The following is a 16,201-nucleotide window of genomic DNA, read 5'->3' as shown; positions in this document are numbered from 1 at the left end:
AGGAGACGCAGTGTCGGAAATTTGCCCCTGTAACAGTGGATTACCCTATAGCGTATGCTGTCAGCCCTATCTCGGCAATCTCGTTGCCCCCGCCGACCCGGTTACCTTGATGCGCTCCCGCTATACGGCTTACGTCAAACAGGATGTGGATTACCTGATAGCGACCTGGCACCCCGACCATCAGCCGGAAAAATGGCGCGCAGCCATTCAGGAAAGCTGCCGGGATACGCGCTGGCAGGGACTGAATATTGTCGCGACCGCGCCGGGGAAAACGCCTGACGAAGGGTATGTGGAATTCGCCGCCCGCTATACCGCCACCACTGAGAAGCAACAGGCTGGATTAATGCGAGAACGCTCACGCTTCCTTCGCCATCACGATCGCTGGTACTATATGGACGGCATCCATCTGCAAACCGGCAGAAATGAGCACTGTCCGTGCGGTTCCGGCAAAAAATACAAAAAGTGTTGCGGACAGTAAAAACAGTGATAAACCGCGGTGAATTCCGGCACTGCGCAATATAAACATACGTACGCTATCAAGTTTTGGACAGGATCCACACGCCCATGCAACCCCAGAATACAGAAAGAAAAGTATTACGGACCATTTGCCCTGATGCTAAAGGGCTCATCGCAAAAATCACCAATATTTGCTACAAACACGAACTCAATATCGTACAGAACAATGAGTTTGTTGATCATCGCACCGGGCGTTTTTTCATGCGCACCGAGCTGGAAGGGATTTTTAACGACATCACCCTGCTGGCCGATCTCGACGGCGCGCTCCCTGAAGGCTCTGTTCGTGAACTGACGACCGCCGGCCGTCGCCGCATCGTCATATTGGTGACGAAAGAAGCCCACTGTCTGGGCGATCTGCTGATGAAAAGCGCATATGGCGGGCTGGATGTGGAAATTGCGGCCGTTATCGGCAACCACGATACGTTACGTACCCTGGTCGAGCGGTTTGATATTCCCTTCCATCTGGTCAGTCATGAAGGATTTACCCGCGAAGAGCACGATCAGCACATGATCGCCCAGATCGACCAATATCAACCGGATTTCGTCGTGCTGGCGAAATATATGCGTGTGCTGACGCCGGCGTTCGTGCAGCACTACCCGAATCAGGTTATCAATATTCACCACTCATTCCTGCCGGCGTTTATCGGCGCCCGTCCGTATCATCAGGCCTATGAGCGCGGCGTGAAGATCATCGGGGCAACGGCTCACTACGTGAACGACAGCCTGGATGAAGGCCCGATCATCATGCAGGACGTGATCAACGTCGATCATACCTATACGGCCGACGACATGATGCGCGCCGGGCGTGATGTCGAGAAAAATGTGTTAAGCCGCGCGCTCTACCGGGTGCTGGCTCAGCGTGTTTTTGTCTACGGCAACCGCACCATCATTCTTTAATTCGCCGCTGGCGCATCGCTGTATCCGTTAAATGTATAAGTATGCGCCATCTGGAATAAAAAATCGGCAAACGCATTCTTTTTTGATATATCAGGCTTTACAGGGGCGCAGCATTTGATATGATGCGCCCCGCTTGAAGCGAAAGCCTCTTGCAGCAAGGCCAGTGGTGGGGTTCCCGAGCGGCCAAAGGGAGCAGACTGTAAATCTGCCGTCACAGACTTCGAAGGTTCGAATCCTTCCCCCACCACCACTTCGAAATACTCTCCTGAATTGAATCCCAAAACATTACTTACAGATTCCCGTTAGGGGAAGGTGAGAACCTTCGACCAAGGTTCGACAAAACCGCAGGTTTTGCACAACGCGCCAGCGTTGGCCCGTAGGGCGAGCCGCGCAGCGGCGAGTCATCCTTCCCCCACCACCACTCCAAAATACACTTCTGAATCAAATCCCAAAAAATTACTTACAGATTCCCGTCAGGGGAAGGTGAGAACCTTCGACCAAGGTTCGACAAAACCGCAGGTTTTGCACAACGCGCCAGCGTTGGCCCGCAGGGCGAGCCGCGCAGCGGCGAGTCATCCTTCCCCCACCACCACTCCAAAATACTCTCCTGAATTAAATCCCAAAAAAATTACTTACAGATTCCCGTCAGGGGAAGGTGAGAACCTTCGACCAAGGTTCGACAAAACCGCAGGTTTTGCACAACGCGCCAGCGTTGGCCCGTAGGGCGAGCCGCGCAGCGGCGAGTCATCCTTCCCCCACCACCACTTCAAAATACTCTCCTGAATTAAATCCCAAAAAAATTACTTACAGATTCCCGTCAGGGGAAGGTGAGAACCTTCGACCAGGGTTCGACAAAACCGCAGGTTTTGCACAACGCGCCAGCGTTGGCCCGCAGGGCGAGCTGGCCTGACGGAACGTCTGTCGCTCACAACCTCACGCCGACATTCTCCAGGAAACTGTCAATACGGTTATCAACCTCAGCCTTCGTTTCTGCCCACGCCGGAACCGACTGAAGGAGATTGTCATGCCAGGCCATGAGGTTTGGATATTCCCGGAGAGGAGGCTTTGAACGATCGATCTGGGAGAAAGGCCCCGCAATATCGAAATCAGCAAGGGTCAGAGCCTCACCAACCATGAACTTGCGGCCTTCAAGATGCTGATCGAGCACCTTTGCAGCAGCGCGAAACTTCTCCTCGGCGAACTCAATCACCGGTTCATTCTTCGGCAGGCCCATGACTGTCTTCCCAACCCGCTCGTCGAAGAGAGTGGTTGCAAAGATGCGCCATTGCTCACCCGACCAGAACATCCACTGAAGAACTTGAAACCGATCTTTCTCCGTGGTTCCGATCAGCGGAGAATTTACCTTATTAGCCAGATAAAGATTGATCGCAGCGGCTTCATAGAGAATGAAATCGCCATCTTCCAGAACAGGCGTCAAACCGTGGGGATTGAGACGCGATTTGAACTCATCAGTCTGGCTTTCTCCCTTAAATAGATCGACATTCACACGTTCAATTTCAACGCCCATTATCTTTGCCGCAGTGGTCACGCGACGCAAGCTGCCCGAGCCGGGATCGCCATAAATCTTGATCGTCATTACTTATTCCTTTCCGTTGGGAGCCCGTCACCGGGCGGTCAAACGAATACTCACATATTCTCATATAGAATGTCATTGACGTTAAATGAATACCGCCTATTCTTTATTTGAATAAATAGTGAGGGAATATTGGTGCCGAGTCGTAGTCGGAACAGTCAGCTCGACCAACACCCTATCGGGATAAAAGTGAGAAAACCGACGATGTTGTCGCCTATGCGCATTCGAAGGTGGGCCTGGGCCTGAAGCGGGTGATAAGCTATCCTTTCTCCCGCAAATCAACGCCATTAATCAATCAGGTAAAACCGGAAACCATTATGTCTTCGATTGTTGTGCGGAATGAAAGCGGTGGATAAATTAGATGCAATGCGGATGTTCGTGCGCATCGTCGAAAGTGGCAGCTTTTCGCAAGCGGCGCGAGACCTCAACGTCAGCCAGCCGACAGTCAGCAAACAACTTGCAGGGCTTGAAGCGCGGCTAGGTACGCAGCTTCTCGCGAGAAATTCCCGTACCCTTTCCGTGACGCCGGCAGGACAGGATTATTACGAGACCACCGTCCGCATCCTTCAGGAGATCGACTCCGCAGAAGAGCGGATACTTCAAGGGCAATCGACTCCCTCAGGGCTGGTACGCGTAACGCTCTCACCCGCCTTCGGGCGGATGTTCATTATTCCCCGGCTATCCGATTTCAGGAAACGTTTCCCCGATGTCGCAATCGAGATGGAGGTCTCCGGGCGGCACGTTGACCTTATTGAGGAGGGTATAGACGTTGCGGTGCGCATCGGTCGGCTTTCGGATTCAGCGCTCGTTGCCCGGCACATTGGCGACATGCAGATGATAACCCTGGCCTCCGCAAGCTATCTTGCTCAAAACGGCACACCGCAAACATTGGATGAACTGCGCAGCCACCAGTGTATCAGCTATGTTTACCAGGGCGATGTCACCGGGTGGGATTTCCACGTAGACGGCAGACAGGTCACGATCAACGGTACGGGAGCATTCCGCACAAATGACGCCGAGCATGTCCGCAGCGCGGTCATTGCAGGTCTCGGCATCGCTCATCACGCGAGTTGGTTGTTCACGGATGTGCTGGCCTCCGGTGAGGTCAGACAAATTCTGAATCAGTATGCGCCACAGCCCCTTCCTATCAACGCTGTGACAACTGCCGGACGGCGCATTCCATCCCGTGTGCGGGAATTCATCCATTTTCTCGCTGCCATTTGCGCCGAAGAGCCGGAATTAAAGATAGGCGACGGCTAGCCGTGATGGAGCGGATAATGCCGGATTAGCCCTGAGCCTGACGGTACAAAAAAGTCATTTTAACGTACAATATGTCCCTTTCTCGAAACGACGCCCTGCTGAATCAAATCCCAAAAAAATCACTTACAGATTCCCGTCAGGGGAAGGTAAGAACCTTCGACCAGGGTTCGACAAAACCGACCCAGCGCGACGGATTAACTCTTCCAACTCCCCGGAACGTAGGAAAAAACCGGAAGTTGCCATGACCAGCGGATCGCGGCTAAGCGCACCGACAAGCCAATGCTGAAAGAAACCAACAGATTGATATCATGATCCACGTTCAGCGCCTTCAACCCGAGGTACAGCAGCGCCACTAATAATGATACGCAGGCGTAAAGCTCTTTTTTCAAAACCATCGGAGTTCGATTACAAAAGATATCGCGCAGAATTCCGCCGAAAATACCCGTCACAATCCCTGACATCACCACCACCGTGATGGAGTAATTCAGCCCCTGGGCGACATTGCAGCCGATAATCGTGAAAGCAATCAGCCCCATGGCGTCCAGCACCAGGAACAGGCGATGCAAATGGTGCATCACGCGCGCAATGACGATGGTAAACAGACCGGCGCCGATCGTAAGGTAAATATAACCGGGATGTTGAGTCCAACCGATGGGATAATGACCAAGCAGAATATCGCGTACCGTGCCGCCGCCAAGCGCGGTGATAAAAGCGATCATACTGACGCCGAAAATGTCCATATTGCGACGCCCGGCCGCCAGCGCGCCAGACATTCCTTCCGCCGTGATCGCGATCAGATAGATATAGGTAAGCACAAAAAGTTTCCTGTGAAATGTGCCCCTCCCTCTGTCCGTTTACCTGAGAGTTTACGCCGCTGACGGCGCTTGCCCCTTCGGTGGGTTGTCGCAACAACCTCTCTCCAGTTGGCTTTAATGAAATTCGCAGTATGGGTGACCTGAGCGATTATGGGAGTTTGCGCCTTCGGCGGAGCGTCAATTGACGCGCTCTCTCCTGCGAATTGCGGAGTATACGGGCTCCGTCGCCGCCGTTCAACTCATCATGAACGAGTCCCGAAATCAGCTTCCCGCGCCGCCGTGACTCCCGGCATGGAAATCTGTTACCATCTGGAAACATTTTTATCGAACGGCAGCTAACATGAAAGTTGTTTCTTTTAATATCAATGGACTACGGGCGCGCCCTCATCAGTTGGCCGCCATTATCGAACAGCACCAGCCCGATGTCATCGGCTTGCAGGAAACCAAAGTCCATGACGATATGTTTCCGCTGGAAGACGTCGGCCAGTATGGCTATCACGTTTTTTATCATGGCCAAAAAGGCCACTATGGCGTCGCGCTGTTGTGTAAAAACCCACCGATAGCGGTGCGCCGCGGTTTCCCAACGGATGAGGAAGACGCGCAGCGGCGGATTATCATGGCGGATTTTGCGACCGAACAAGGAACGCTTACCGTGGTGAACGGCTATTTCCCTCAGGGAGAAAGTCGCGATCATCCGATCAAATTCCCCGCTAAAACCCGCTTTTATCAAGATCTGCAAAACTATATCGAGCAGCACCATGCCGCCGATCAACCGTTGATTATTATGGGCGATTTGAATATCAGCCCGACCGACCTCGATATCGGCATTGGCGAGGACAGTCGTAAACGCTGGCTGCGCACGGGAAAATGCTCATTCTTGCCGGAAGAGCGCGAGTGGCTTGCCCGTCTGCAAAGCTGGGGCCTTGTCGATACGTTCCGGGCCGCCCACCCTGACTGTAACGATCGCTTTTCATGGTTCGACTACCGTTCCGCCGGCTTTGATGCCAACCGCGGTTTGCGTATCGATTTGATACTGGCGAGTCAGCCGCTGGCGGCGCGTTGCACCAATACCGGCATTGATTATGATATTCGGGCGATGGAAAAACCGTCCGATCATGCGCCGATATGGGCTGAGTTCGCGTTGTAATAACGAACAATCACCACTTCCCGAGGCGGTGGTTTAAGCTGACAAAAAAGGCGCAGCGCCGGCATACACCGCGGCTGCGCCTTTGAACCCCTTCAGTCAGCATTGATTACTGCTTAAGCGGTTGCCAAATCAGATCGTTGGTACCCACCGTCTGTTTATCCCGCACGCACTGGAGGATCGCGCCATCGACTTTCAACACCGCGCCTTCCGAATAGTTACGGTTCTCATACACGCAGCAGCGCAAACAATTGTTATTGCGTTCACGCGCGGCGGAACCCGAACTCCAGACCTCGGCAGGCACCGGCACCACGATGTCCGTCCCGCCGCGGTTCGCTAATACCACCGACGGCAACGCTAACGCCGCGCCCATCACCAACCAGCAAACCTGAGATTTCATTGATTCTGCTCCTTTACTTTGGGCTTGGCTTTACGCCGTTTTTTACTGTTCGCCTGAGGCGCGCTAATACCTTTGAACGCGCCCACGGCCCGGTTCTGCCTGGCCTGATGAATCAATTCCTGTAAAGAATGCGTCAGCGGCTGCATAAAATCCTGGTAACGACATTTTTTTTCGCTGATTTGCGTCAACGTCGCCTCCCAGTGCGCCGTCATATCCGGATGCGCGGCCATATCGGGCAGAGAGTGAATCAACGCCCGCCCCGCTTCGCTGGCATGGATATAACGCCCTTTCTTAAACAGGAAAGAACGCTTGAACAACAGCTCGATAATGCCGGCGCGCGTCGCTTCCGTCCCTAAACCATCGGTTGCCCGCAGGATTTTCTTGAGGGCTTTATCCTGCACGAAGCGCGCGATACCCGTCATCGCCGACAACAGGGTCGCATCGGTAAAAGGACGCGGCGGCTGCGTTTGCCGCTCGACCACCTCGCCGCGCTCGCACAGCAGTTCATCGCCTTTGGCGACCACCGGCAGCGGCGAACCTTCATTCTCTTCATCACGCTCTTTTCCCCCCAACAGCGTACGCCAGCCGGCTTCGGCCAGAAAACGCGCCTTGGCGACAAACTTCCCGCCGGCGATATCCAGATCGATCACGCATTTGCGGAATACGGCATCGGGGCAAAACTGCATGATGTACTGGCGGGCGATCAGCCCGTAGACCTTCTGCTCATTATCGGACAACGCCGCGTTCGCGCTGCGCGCCGTGGGGATAATCGCATGGTGGGCATCGACCTTGCCGTCATCCCAGCAGCGATTGCGCCGGTCGATATCCATCACCGGCTGAGGCAAGAGATCCGGCTGATGTACCGAAATCGCGTTCAGTACCGCTTGACGCCCGGCAAAATGCTCTTCCGGCAGATAGCGGCTATCCGAACGGGGATAGGTGATCAGCTTATGGGTTTCATAAAGCTTCTGACAAATATCCAGCACCTGCTGGGCGCTGAGCCCGAACCGCCTGGCGGCTTCAATCTGAAGCGTTGACAGCGAATACGGCAGCGGCGCGGTTTCTGATTCCCGTTTATCATTATACCCGGTCACCCACGCGGGCTGCCCGTCGATGCGCTTAACGACATGCTCCGCCAGGGCGCGGTGCAATAGGCGCCCTTCTTCATCCTGATAGGGTTCGCAGGACTCGCTCGGTTGCCAGACGGCGATAAACCGCTCCCCGGCCGGCGTTATGATGTGCGCTTTCACCTCGAAGTAATCTTTCGCAATAAAGTTCTCGATCTCTTCATCACGACGCACGACCAGCCCCAGCACCGGCGTTTGCACTCGTCCGACCGACAGCACGCCGTCATAGCCGGCATTGCGCCCCAGGATGGTATACGCGCGCGTCATATTGATGCCATACAACCAGTCGGCGCGGGAACGCGCCAGCGCGGAGACGCATAACGGGATGAACTCCCTGTTTTCGCGCAGCCTGGCCACCGCGCGCTCCACCGCCTGCGGGTTCAGGTCGTTAACCAGACAACGTCGCACCTGCTGACGTTTTTCTTCCGGCAGGGAAAGATATTCCAATACCTCGTCGACCAACAGTTGTCCTTCACGGTCGGGGTCTCCCGCGTGAATGATCTCGCTGGCGTCCGCCAGCAGTTTTTTGATGGTGTTGAGCTGTTTACTCACCGAGGGACGAGGCTGAAGCAGCCACTTCTGTGGGATAATGGGCAAGTCGGCCAATGACCAGCGCGCATAGCGCGCATCATAAACATCGGGTTGCGCCTGTTCGAGCAAATGCCCGACGCACCACGTCACGACATCGTGCTGCCCGCAGGCGATAAACCCATCGCCGCGGCGATGCGGTTTCGGCAATACATCCGCAATCGCCCGGGCCAGACTGGGCTTTTCGGCAATAAAAAGTCGCATTACGCACCATTGCGCTGAAAGATCGTGGCCCTGCGCGCCGGAAGCATAACGCACCGCAAGCGCAGAGAGGGACGAAAGTTTTTCACTTGGCGCTTATCAGAAATAATGAACGAATTTTTCGACATCAGGCGGCGTCACATTAGCCGGCGCCTTCAATTGCGGCGTACCCAGATAGAGGAAACCGACGATCGCATCCTGTTCGCGGCAATTAAACGCCGCGCGCACCCGTTGATTATACGTCCAGGCGCCGCTGCGCCAAATGCCGTTAAATCCCTGGGCCAGGGCCGCCATTTGCATCGCCTGAACGGCGCAGCCGGCGGAAACAAGCTGTTCCCAATGCGGCACCTTCGCATTTTTTTCGCAATGCGCCACCACGGTAATAATCAGCGGCGCGCGAAACGGCGCCTGCCGGGCTTTTTCGATACCGGCCTCATCCAGACCTTCCTGCTCCGCCGCTTGCGCCAGCAACGCGCTGAAACGCGCCAGACCGTCATTGGCCAGCACGAAGAAGCGCCAGGGCTGTAAAGCGCCGTGATCGGGGGCGCGCATACCGGCGCGAATAATGTTGTTCAACGCCTCACCGGAAGGTGCCGGCGCCGTCAGGCGTGAAGCCGAACGGCGATTAAGTAACAGTTCGAGAGCATCCATCGCACATCTCCTGTATGGCAATCTGATTTTTATGGCAAGACACGATGCGCGCCAAGGTAGCATAAGTAGAAGTTTTGTTACAAGATAGCCCCACCCAAGCGCTGCCTGGGCATCATTTAATGCTGACTTTTTACTGCCCGCTTATTAGGATATTAGAATAATAAGCTGTTTTCCCGTTTCCGGAGATATCATGCGCACATTGTGGCGAATTTTTAGCGGCATTTTTAAGTGGACCTGGCGTCTGCTTAATTTTATCAGAGAGTTTATTCTCAATATTTTTCTTATCGCGCTTATTCTGGTTGGCGTCGGGATTTACACACAGTTCACGAGCGCCCCTACCGATATTACCCGTGGCGCCTTACTGGTGGATCTGACCGGCGTGGTCGTCGACCAGCCCTCCATGAACAATAAATTGCGACAACTGGGACGGGAATTTTTCGGCGCATCCGGCAATCGCCGGCAGGAAAACTCCCTATTCGATATCGTCGACAGCATCCGTCAGGCCAAAACCGACGATAACATTACCGGTCTGGTGCTGGATCTGCGTGATTTTGCCGGCGCGGATCAGCCCTCTTTGCAATATATCGGCAAATCGCTGCGGGAATTCCGCGACAGCGGCAAGCCCATTTATGCCGTGGGCGATAGCTATTCCCAGGCGCAATATTATCTGGCCAGCTTCGCCAATACCATTGCCCTGACGCCGCAGGGCGAAGTCGACCTGCATGGTTTGGCCACCAACAATCTCTACTTCAAATCGTTGCTGGATAAACTGAAAGTCACCACCCATATTTTCAGAGTCGGCACCTATAAATCCGCCGTCGAACCCTACCTGCGAGACAACCTGTCCCCCGAAGCCAGGGAAGCCGACGGCCGCTGGATCAACACGCTCTGGCGACATTATCTGGTGACCGTCGCGGCGAACCGCCAGATTACGCCCGAACAATTGTTCCCCGGCGCGGCCGGCATCATTTCCGGCTTGCAGGCCGTACAGGGCGATACCGCCCGCTATGCGCTGCAAAACAAACTGGTTGACGAGGTCGCCTCCCGTTCGGTTATCGAACAAACGCTGATTAAAGCCTTTGGTTGGAATGACAAAACCAACAACTTTAATTTCACCAGCATTTATGACTACCAGCCTAAGTCTCCGGCGCCGAACAATAATCAGATTGCCGTGGTCTTTGCCAACGGCGCGATTATCGATGGTCAGGAAACGCCCGGCATGGTCGGCGGCGATACCACCGCCGCCCAACTGCGCGAAGCGCGTCTCGATCCCAAGATCAAAGCGGTTATCCTGCGCGTCAACAGCCCTGGCGGCAGCGTGACGGCATCGGAAATGATCCGATCGGAACTGATGGCGGTACGCCTTGCCGGCAAGCCGGTGGTGGTCTCCATGGGGGGAATGGCGGCATCCGGCGGGTACTGGATTTCAACGCCGGCCAATAGCATTATCGCCAGCCCCAGCACCCTGACCGGTTCTATCGGCATCTTCGGCGTGATCAATACGTTTGAAAACTCACTGGAAAGTATCGGCGTGCATACCGACGGCGTCGCCACCTCGCCATTGGCCGATCTGTCGGTAACCAAATCGTTATCGCCCGAGTTCAGTCAGATGGTTCAGCTGAGTATTGAGCGCGGATATAAGAACTTTATCGATATCGTGGCTCAGGCCCGTAAAAAGACGCCGGAGCAAATCGATCAGATTGCGCAGGGACACGTCTGGATCGGCAGCGATGCGAAAGAGAACGGATTGGTCGATCAGTTAGGCGATTTTGACGATGCGGTGAAGAAAGCCGCCGAGCTGGCGAAACTGGGCCAATACCAGCTTAGCTGGTTCGAAGAACAACCGAGCCTGTTCGACGCCATGATGAATCAGATCAACGCGTCGGTGTATGCCTGGTTGCCGACCGCCGTTCAGGCGCTGCTGCCCGCTCCGGTGGCGCAGTTGACGCATGCGGTGCAGGCGCAGCCCTCCATCGCCAATCACCTCAACGATCCGCAGCACCGGTACGCGCTTTGCCTCACCTGCGGCGAGGTAAAGTAAAGCCGTAACCATACAGCCCGGCGTTCCCCTTTCGGGGGGAATATGCCGGGCTGCTTTTCCTTCGGGTTATCTCTATAATCCTGCTTTTATCTGATTAATTTTACCCCATGCAAAAAAAATCCATCTACGTTGCCTATACGGGCGGCACAATCGGCATGCAGCGCTCCGCTAACGGCTATATCCCGGTCTCCGGGCATTTACAACAGCAACTGGCGCAGATGCCGGAGTTCCACCGTGCCGAAATGCCGGCATTCACCATTCATGAATATTCGCCGCTGATCGACTCCTCCGACATGAGCCCGGCCGACTGGCAGGCCATCGCGGATGACATTCAGCAAAATTATGACGATTATGATGGTTTTGTTATTTTGCATGGTACGGACACCATGGCGTTTACCGCATCGGCGCTATCGTTCATGCTGGAAAACCTGTCCAAGCCGGTGATCGTGACCGGATCGCAAATCCCTCTCGCCGAATTACGCTCCGATGGGCAAACCAATTTGCTTAACGCGCTGTATGTCGCCGCCAATCACCCGATCAATGAAGTCGCCCTTTTCTTCAATAACAAACTGCTGCGCGGCAACCGCACCACCAAAGCGCACGCGGATGGTTTTGACGCTTTCGCCTCGCCCAATTACCCGCCGCTGCTGGAAGCGGGTATTCATATTCGCCGGCTGGCGCCGTCGGCGGTCTGCGAGAATTGTCCGCCGCTGCGGGTACACGCCATTACGCCGCAACCTATCGGGGTGATTACCATTTATCCCGGCATTTCCGCCGATGTGGTAAGCAACTTTTTGCGTCAGCCGGTAAAGGCATTGATATTGCGCTCTTACGGCGTCGGCAATGCGCCCCAGAGTCCCGGTTTGCTGAATGAGTTGCGTCAGGCATCGGAACGCGGCATCGTGGTGGTTAACCTGACGCAATGCCTCTCCGGCCGGGTGAACATGGGCGGCTATGCCACCGGCAATGCCTTAGCCCAGGCCGGAGTGATCAGCGGTTTCGACATGACGGTGGAGGCGACGCTGACCAAATTGCACTATCTGCTGAGCCGGCAGGATCTTGACCCAGAGAAAATCCGGCACCTGATGCAGCAAAATCTGCGCGGCGAATTGAGCGACAAAGACTAAATTAACCACGAGGTCACCATGAAGAAGGCGCTGTTGTTAATTGATTTACAAAATGACTTTTGCCCCGGCGGCGCACTGGCCGTCAGCGAGGGCGACCGCGTGATTGAACTGGCAAATCGCGCTATCGCGGCCTGCGTCGCTTCAGATGTCGCGGTCATCGCCAGCCAGGACTGGCATCCCGCCAATCATGGGAGTTTTGCCGTCAATGCCGGCAAACCGGTGGGTGAAACCGGCGAACTCGACGGCCTGCCCCAGGTCTGGTGGCCCGTACACTGCGTTCAGGGTCAACCCGGCGCGGAATTTCATCCAACGTTAAACCGACAGGCGATAACCTGGGTGGTGCGTAAAGGCACGCAGGCCCATATCGACAGCTACAGCGCATTCTTTGATAACGGGCATCGGGCGAAAACCGATCTGGATGACTGGCTGCGCGCCCATGCCGTCACCCATCTGACCGTCATGGGGATCGCCACCGACTACTGCGTCAAATTCAGCGTGCTGGACGCCCTCGCCCTGGGCTACCAAACGGAGGTGCTGGCGGAGGGATGTCGCGGCGTAAATCTTAATCCGCAGGATAGCCAGCATGCGCTGCGGGAAATGCAGCGAAAAGGGGCGAATCTAATCGATCTGGACACTTTCATTTCCAGCCTGCCCGCACCTCGCTAAGCGAACGCTCGACTTTGCCGCGGAATTGACGCGTCGCCGATATTGCCCGGCCGACTGGCCGCTCAGCGGGGATAAAGCTTCGCAATGGCTGGCGCAGTGAACTGCTGCTTCAGCTCTTGCTTGCTTTTCATCACGATCTCCCCGTCGCTGCCGATGGTCATATGCTCCGCCTCGGTGTTGTGACGTGCTTGCCACAGCATCACCATTTGCAGACAGTTTGCTTTCTGTTCCTCAGACAAGGAGACCCCGTCCGGCCACTTCCCTAACTCCACCGCCGTCGCCAGACGTTGGTAAATTTCCGGCGTCATGGCATCAATCAGGTCATCAAGTTGCATAGCCTCTTCCTGCGCATTTTGCTGAAACGGTTAAGCTAATCATTCGCCACAAGCGGCGACATCTTCAAACTACCGGCATTAGCCGTCGATCCGCTTGCCGTCATCGGCATCGATAAAGCTTAATGACGCGGAATTGACGCAATAACGCTCGCCGGTAGTCTGCCGGGGGCCGTCAGGGAAGACATGCCCCAAATGCGCGTCGCAGTTGCCGCAGCGGATTTCAATACGGTGCATATTGTGAGAATCATCGTCGAGATAGCGGATGGCGTCAGGCGATACGGGTTGATCGAAGCTTGGCCAGCCGCAGCCTGAGTCAAATTTATTATCTGAATAGAACAGCGCTTTCTGACAACACAGGCAATGATAAATACCGGTGCGCTTGTTATGCAGCAGCTTGCCGGAAAAAGGCGGCTCCGTGCCGCTTTGCTGGGTGACATAGCGTTGTATTTCCGTCAATTCCGTCGCGTCTGCGGCGCTTTGCTGAGAGGATTTGCTAATCATAACGGTCTCGCTGGCACAGTCGGCAATCAAGTTATTCATTAATAATAACAAAAAATTAACAACTTTACAGGCCATTTTGGCTTAATATAATGAGCGTGGACAGGATGAGCATTTAATTGTGACATTCATCACAATTTCAGGCGGAATGAGCTTTATATGATACATAGCGCCCTATATCAGCCTTAAATGTTCTTTATTTACAGAGTCAGGTGGAATTTCGTTCAAAGGTTGGTCATAGGATTGACTTACAGCAACTATTGACACGATTCCGCTTGACGCTCAGCAAGGTTTTTGTAATTTTACAACCAACCTTTTATTCACTAACCAATATCTGGTGGAATATATGACTATCAAAGTAGGTATCAACGGTTTTGGCCGCATCGGCCGTATTGTTTTCCGCGCAGCGCAAGAGCGTTCTGACATCGAAATCGTTGCAATCAACGATCTGTTGGACGCCGATTACATGGCGTACATGCTGAAGTATGACTCTACTCATGGCCGTTTCAACGGCACCGTTGAAGTTAAAGATGGCCATCTGGTTGTTAACGGCAAAACTATCCGCGTTACCGCAGAACGTGACCCTGCTAACCTGAAATGGAACGAAGCGGGCGTTGACGTGGTTGCTGAAGCGACCGGTCTGTTCCTGACTGACGAAACCGCGCGTAAACACATCACCGCCGGCGCTAAAAAAGTGGTTCTGACTGGTCCGTCCAAAGACAGCACCCCGATGTTCGTCATCGGCGTTAACCACAAATCCTATGCTGGCCAGGACATCGTTTCCAACGCGTCTTGTACCACTAACTGCCTGGCGCCGCTGGCTAAAGTCATCAACGACAACTTCGGTATCGTTGAAGCGCTGATGACCACCGTTCACGCCACCACCGCAACTCAGAAAACCGTTGACGGCCCGTCTCACAAAGACTGGCGCGGCGGCCGCGGCGCATCCCAGAACATCATCCCGTCTTCTACCGGCGCAGCCAAAGCTGTAGGTAAAGTTATTCCTGAACTGAACGGTAAACTGACCGGTATGGCGTTCCGCGTTCCTACGCCGAACGTATCCGTTGTCGACCTGACCGCTCGTCTGGAAAAACCGGCTTCTTACAAAGAAATCTGTGCCGCTATCAAAGCAGCTTCAGAAGGTGAACTGAAAGGCGTTCTGGGCTACACCGAAGACGACGTTGTTTCTACCGATTTCAACGGTGAAAAACAAACTTCCGTGTTCGACGCTAAAGCAGGTATCGCGCTGAGCGACAACTTTGTGAAACTGGTTTCCTGGTACGATAACGAAACCGGCTACTCCAACAAGGTTCTGGATCTGATCGCGCACATCTCCAAATAAGTTCGAATGATGATTCAATGATGAAGGGCGGCCTCCGGCCGCCCTTTTTACTTGCTGATTAACAACAACCAAAATAGGCAACATCATGAATGACAAGATTTTCAAACTTCCCATCACCAAACAGATTACCCCGACCATCAGCCAGCGACAGTTGGAACAACTGCCGGCGATCGTGATTGAGCATCCTCAGGTTCGCGCCGCTATCGCCTTACAGGGCGCGCATCTGCTGAGCTGGCAACCTGCGAATGAAGCGCCGGTTCTCTGGCTGAGCGAGAATACCGCCTTCAGCGAGCATGTAGCGATTCGCGGCGGCATCCCTATCTGCTTCCCCTGGTTTGGCCCGTTTGCCCAACCTAGCCACGGCTTCGCCCGTCTGCTGCCGTGGGAGTTCACGTCCCATAGCGAAGACGAACAGGGCGTGGAGCTGGCTTTCACGCTGCGCGACTCGGCGCAAACCCGTGCGGCCTGGCCGCATGAATTTACCCTTATCGCACGCTTCAAGCTGGGTAAAACCTGTCATGTCGAGCTGGAAGCGCACGGCGACTACAGCATGACCAGCGCGTTGCATACCTATTTTCAAATTGGCGATATCGACAAAATCAGCGTCAGCGGACTGGGTGAGCGGTTTATTGACAAGGTCAATCAGGGTCAGGTTTCCCAACAACAAGGGGAGCTGGTCTTTACCGGCCGTACCGATCGCATTTACACGCACGCGCAGGATATTAGCGTTATTAATGATCCGGAATTGCAACGCACGATTGAAGTGCAGCACACCCACTATAGCGACGTGGTGGCATGGAATCCCGGCGCCGAATTATCCCATACCATGAGCGATATGACCGATGAGGGCTATAAAACGTTTGTTTGCGTGGAGACGGCCCGGATTAATCGGACGTTAAACGCAACGGTGCAGTCCCCTGCCCGTTTAGCCACGCATATCCGCATCAAGAAGCCGGCATAATGAAAAATGGCGTGTGAACCCAGGTTCATACGCCATGA

Annotated in this window: 16 protein-coding genes, 1 tRNA gene, 4 other RNA genes and 1 riboswitch; of the genes, 14 read left to right on the top strand and 7 right to left on the bottom strand. The window is 54.5% G+C overall.

Annotated elements, in window-relative coordinates; all coding sequences use genetic code 11:
- Window positions 1-10 precede the first annotated feature (10 nt).
- From ABRZ28_RS06150 to ABRZ28_RS06120, 7 genes are all read left to right on the top strand, one after another.
- Window positions 11-478, top strand: a complete 468-nt coding sequence (locus ABRZ28_RS06150) for a YchJ family protein (RefSeq protein WP_319602532.1) — start codon at window positions 11-13, stop codon at window positions 476-478.
- Window positions 479-564: 86 nt separating this feature from the next.
- Window positions 565-1,413, top strand: a complete 849-nt coding sequence (gene purU, locus ABRZ28_RS06145; protein ID WP_319602533.1) for a formyltetrahydrofolate deformylase — start codon at window positions 565-567, stop codon at window positions 1,411-1,413.
- Window positions 1,414-1,578: 165 nt separating this feature from the next.
- Window positions 1,579-1,663: transfer RNA gene (locus ABRZ28_RS06140), tRNA-Tyr, on the top strand.
- A gap of 42 nt (window positions 1,664-1,705) precedes the next feature.
- A non-coding RNA gene (locus tag ABRZ28_RS06135) (RtT sRNA) lies at window positions 1,706-1,834 on the top strand.
- A 42-nt stretch (window positions 1,835-1,876) separates the two neighbouring features.
- A non-coding RNA gene (locus ABRZ28_RS06130) (RtT sRNA) lies at window positions 1,877-2,005 on the top strand.
- 43 nt (window positions 2,006-2,048) lie between these two features.
- A non-coding RNA gene (locus ABRZ28_RS06125) (RtT sRNA) lies at window positions 2,049-2,177 on the top strand.
- Between the two features lie 43 nt (window positions 2,178-2,220).
- Window positions 2,221-2,347, top strand: a non-coding RNA gene (locus tag ABRZ28_RS06120) — RtT sRNA.
- Here ABRZ28_RS06120 and ABRZ28_RS06115 read toward each other — a convergent pair.
- Window positions 2,339-3,010 carry a glutathione S-transferase family protein gene (locus ABRZ28_RS06115; protein WP_330519735.1) on the bottom strand — a complete coding sequence of 224 codons (672 nt, stop codon included), beginning with the start codon at window positions 3,008-3,010 and terminating at the stop codon, window positions 2,339-2,341. The two genes, ABRZ28_RS06120 and ABRZ28_RS06115, sit on opposite strands and share 9 nt — an antisense overlap.
- A gap of 345 nt (window positions 3,011-3,355) precedes the next feature.
- Here ABRZ28_RS06115 and ABRZ28_RS06110 point away from each other — a divergent pair, with 345 nt between their 5' ends.
- Window positions 3,356-4,267: a LysR family transcriptional regulator gene (locus tag ABRZ28_RS06110; RefSeq protein WP_319602535.1), complete on the top strand. Its 912-nt coding sequence runs from the start codon at window positions 3,356-3,358 to the stop codon at window positions 4,265-4,267.
- 194 nt (window positions 4,268-4,461) lie between these two features.
- On the opposite strand, the gene ABRZ28_RS06105 is transcribed toward ABRZ28_RS06110, so the two are convergent.
- Complete coding sequence (locus ABRZ28_RS06105) at window positions 4,462-5,082, bottom strand: trimeric intracellular cation channel family protein (RefSeq protein ID WP_319602536.1); 621 nt, start codon at window positions 5,080-5,082, stop codon at window positions 4,462-4,464.
- 21 nt (window positions 5,083-5,103) lie between these two features.
- Window positions 5,104-5,200: riboswitch (glycine riboswitch) on the bottom strand.
- 222 nt (window positions 5,201-5,422) lie between these two features.
- Here ABRZ28_RS06105 and xthA point away from each other — a divergent pair.
- Complete coding sequence (gene xthA, locus ABRZ28_RS06100) at window positions 5,423-6,229, top strand: exodeoxyribonuclease III (RefSeq protein ID WP_319602537.1); 807 nt, start codon at window positions 5,423-5,425, stop codon at window positions 6,227-6,229.
- Between the two features lie 106 nt (window positions 6,230-6,335).
- Here the strand turns inward: xthA and ABRZ28_RS06095 are convergent, their stop codons facing one another.
- From ABRZ28_RS06095 to ABRZ28_RS06085, 3 genes are all read right to left on the bottom strand, one after another.
- On the bottom strand, window positions 6,336-6,626 hold the full coding sequence (locus tag ABRZ28_RS06095) for a DUF1496 domain-containing protein (RefSeq protein ID WP_319602538.1): 291 nt from the start codon (window positions 6,624-6,626) through the stop codon (window positions 6,336-6,338).
- Window positions 6,623-8,545 (bottom strand): DNA topoisomerase III, encoded by a 1,923-nt coding sequence (locus tag ABRZ28_RS06090; protein ID WP_330519734.1) that lies wholly within the window; start codon window positions 8,543-8,545, stop codon window positions 6,623-6,625. The genes ABRZ28_RS06095 and ABRZ28_RS06090 overlap by 4 nt, the downstream gene beginning before the upstream one ends.
- Window positions 8,546-8,641: 96 nt before the next feature.
- A complete protein-coding gene (locus ABRZ28_RS06085) occupies window positions 8,642-9,193 on the bottom strand; it encodes an NAD(P)H nitroreductase (protein WP_330519733.1) in 552 nt (183 codons plus the stop codon).
- Window positions 9,194-9,383: 190 nt separating this feature from the next.
- Between ABRZ28_RS06085 and sppA the strand changes: the two genes are divergently transcribed.
- The 3 genes from sppA (at window position 9,384) to pncA (ending at window position 13,027) form a co-directional block, all read left to right on the top strand.
- Complete coding sequence (sppA, locus tag ABRZ28_RS06080) at window positions 9,384-11,234, top strand: signal peptide peptidase SppA (RefSeq protein WP_330519732.1); 1,851 nt, start codon at window positions 9,384-9,386, stop codon at window positions 11,232-11,234.
- A 107-nt stretch (window positions 11,235-11,341) separates the two neighbouring features.
- Window positions 11,342-12,361, top strand: a complete 1,020-nt coding sequence (ansA, locus tag ABRZ28_RS06075; RefSeq protein WP_330519731.1) for an asparaginase — start codon at window positions 11,342-11,344, stop codon at window positions 12,359-12,361.
- Window positions 12,362-12,379: 18 nt separating this feature from the next.
- On the top strand, window positions 12,380-13,027 hold the full coding sequence (pncA, locus tag ABRZ28_RS06070; protein WP_319602543.1) for a bifunctional nicotinamidase/pyrazinamidase: 648 nt from the start codon (window positions 12,380-12,382) through the stop codon (window positions 13,025-13,027).
- 62 nt (window positions 13,028-13,089) lie between these two features.
- Here pncA and ABRZ28_RS06065 read toward each other — a convergent pair whose 3' ends face one another.
- Together ABRZ28_RS06065 and msrB are read right to left on the bottom strand one after the other, a co-directional pair.
- Window positions 13,090-13,362, bottom strand: a complete 273-nt coding sequence (locus ABRZ28_RS06065) for a YeaC family protein (protein WP_319602544.1) — start codon at window positions 13,360-13,362, stop codon at window positions 13,090-13,092.
- A 78-nt stretch (window positions 13,363-13,440) separates the two neighbouring features.
- Complete coding sequence (gene msrB / locus ABRZ28_RS06060) at window positions 13,441-13,863, bottom strand: peptide-methionine (R)-S-oxide reductase MsrB (protein ID WP_319602545.1); 423 nt, start codon at window positions 13,861-13,863, stop codon at window positions 13,441-13,443.
- A 343-nt stretch (window positions 13,864-14,206) separates the two neighbouring features.
- Between msrB and gapA the strand changes: the two genes are divergently transcribed.
- Both gapA and ABRZ28_RS06050 read left to right on the top strand, forming a co-directional pair.
- Window positions 14,207-15,202: a glyceraldehyde-3-phosphate dehydrogenase gene (gene gapA / locus ABRZ28_RS06055; protein WP_319602546.1), complete on the top strand. Its 996-nt coding sequence runs from the start codon at window positions 14,207-14,209 to the stop codon at window positions 15,200-15,202.
- Window positions 15,203-15,287: 85 nt separating this feature from the next.
- Window positions 15,288-16,163 carry a D-hexose-6-phosphate mutarotase gene (locus tag ABRZ28_RS06050; protein ID WP_330519730.1) on the top strand — a complete coding sequence of 292 codons (876 nt, stop codon included), beginning with the start codon at window positions 15,288-15,290 and terminating at the stop codon, window positions 16,161-16,163.
- The last annotated feature ends 38 nt before the right edge of the window (window positions 16,164-16,201 follow it).

It is taken from the genome of Brenneria sp. g21c3 (assembly GCF_040240345.1).
Lineage (GTDB): Bacteria > Pseudomonadota > Gammaproteobacteria > Enterobacterales > Enterobacteriaceae > Brenneria.
The sequence above is the reverse complement of the archived record's forward strand: the minus strand, read 5'-3'. Positions and strand labels throughout refer to the sequence as shown.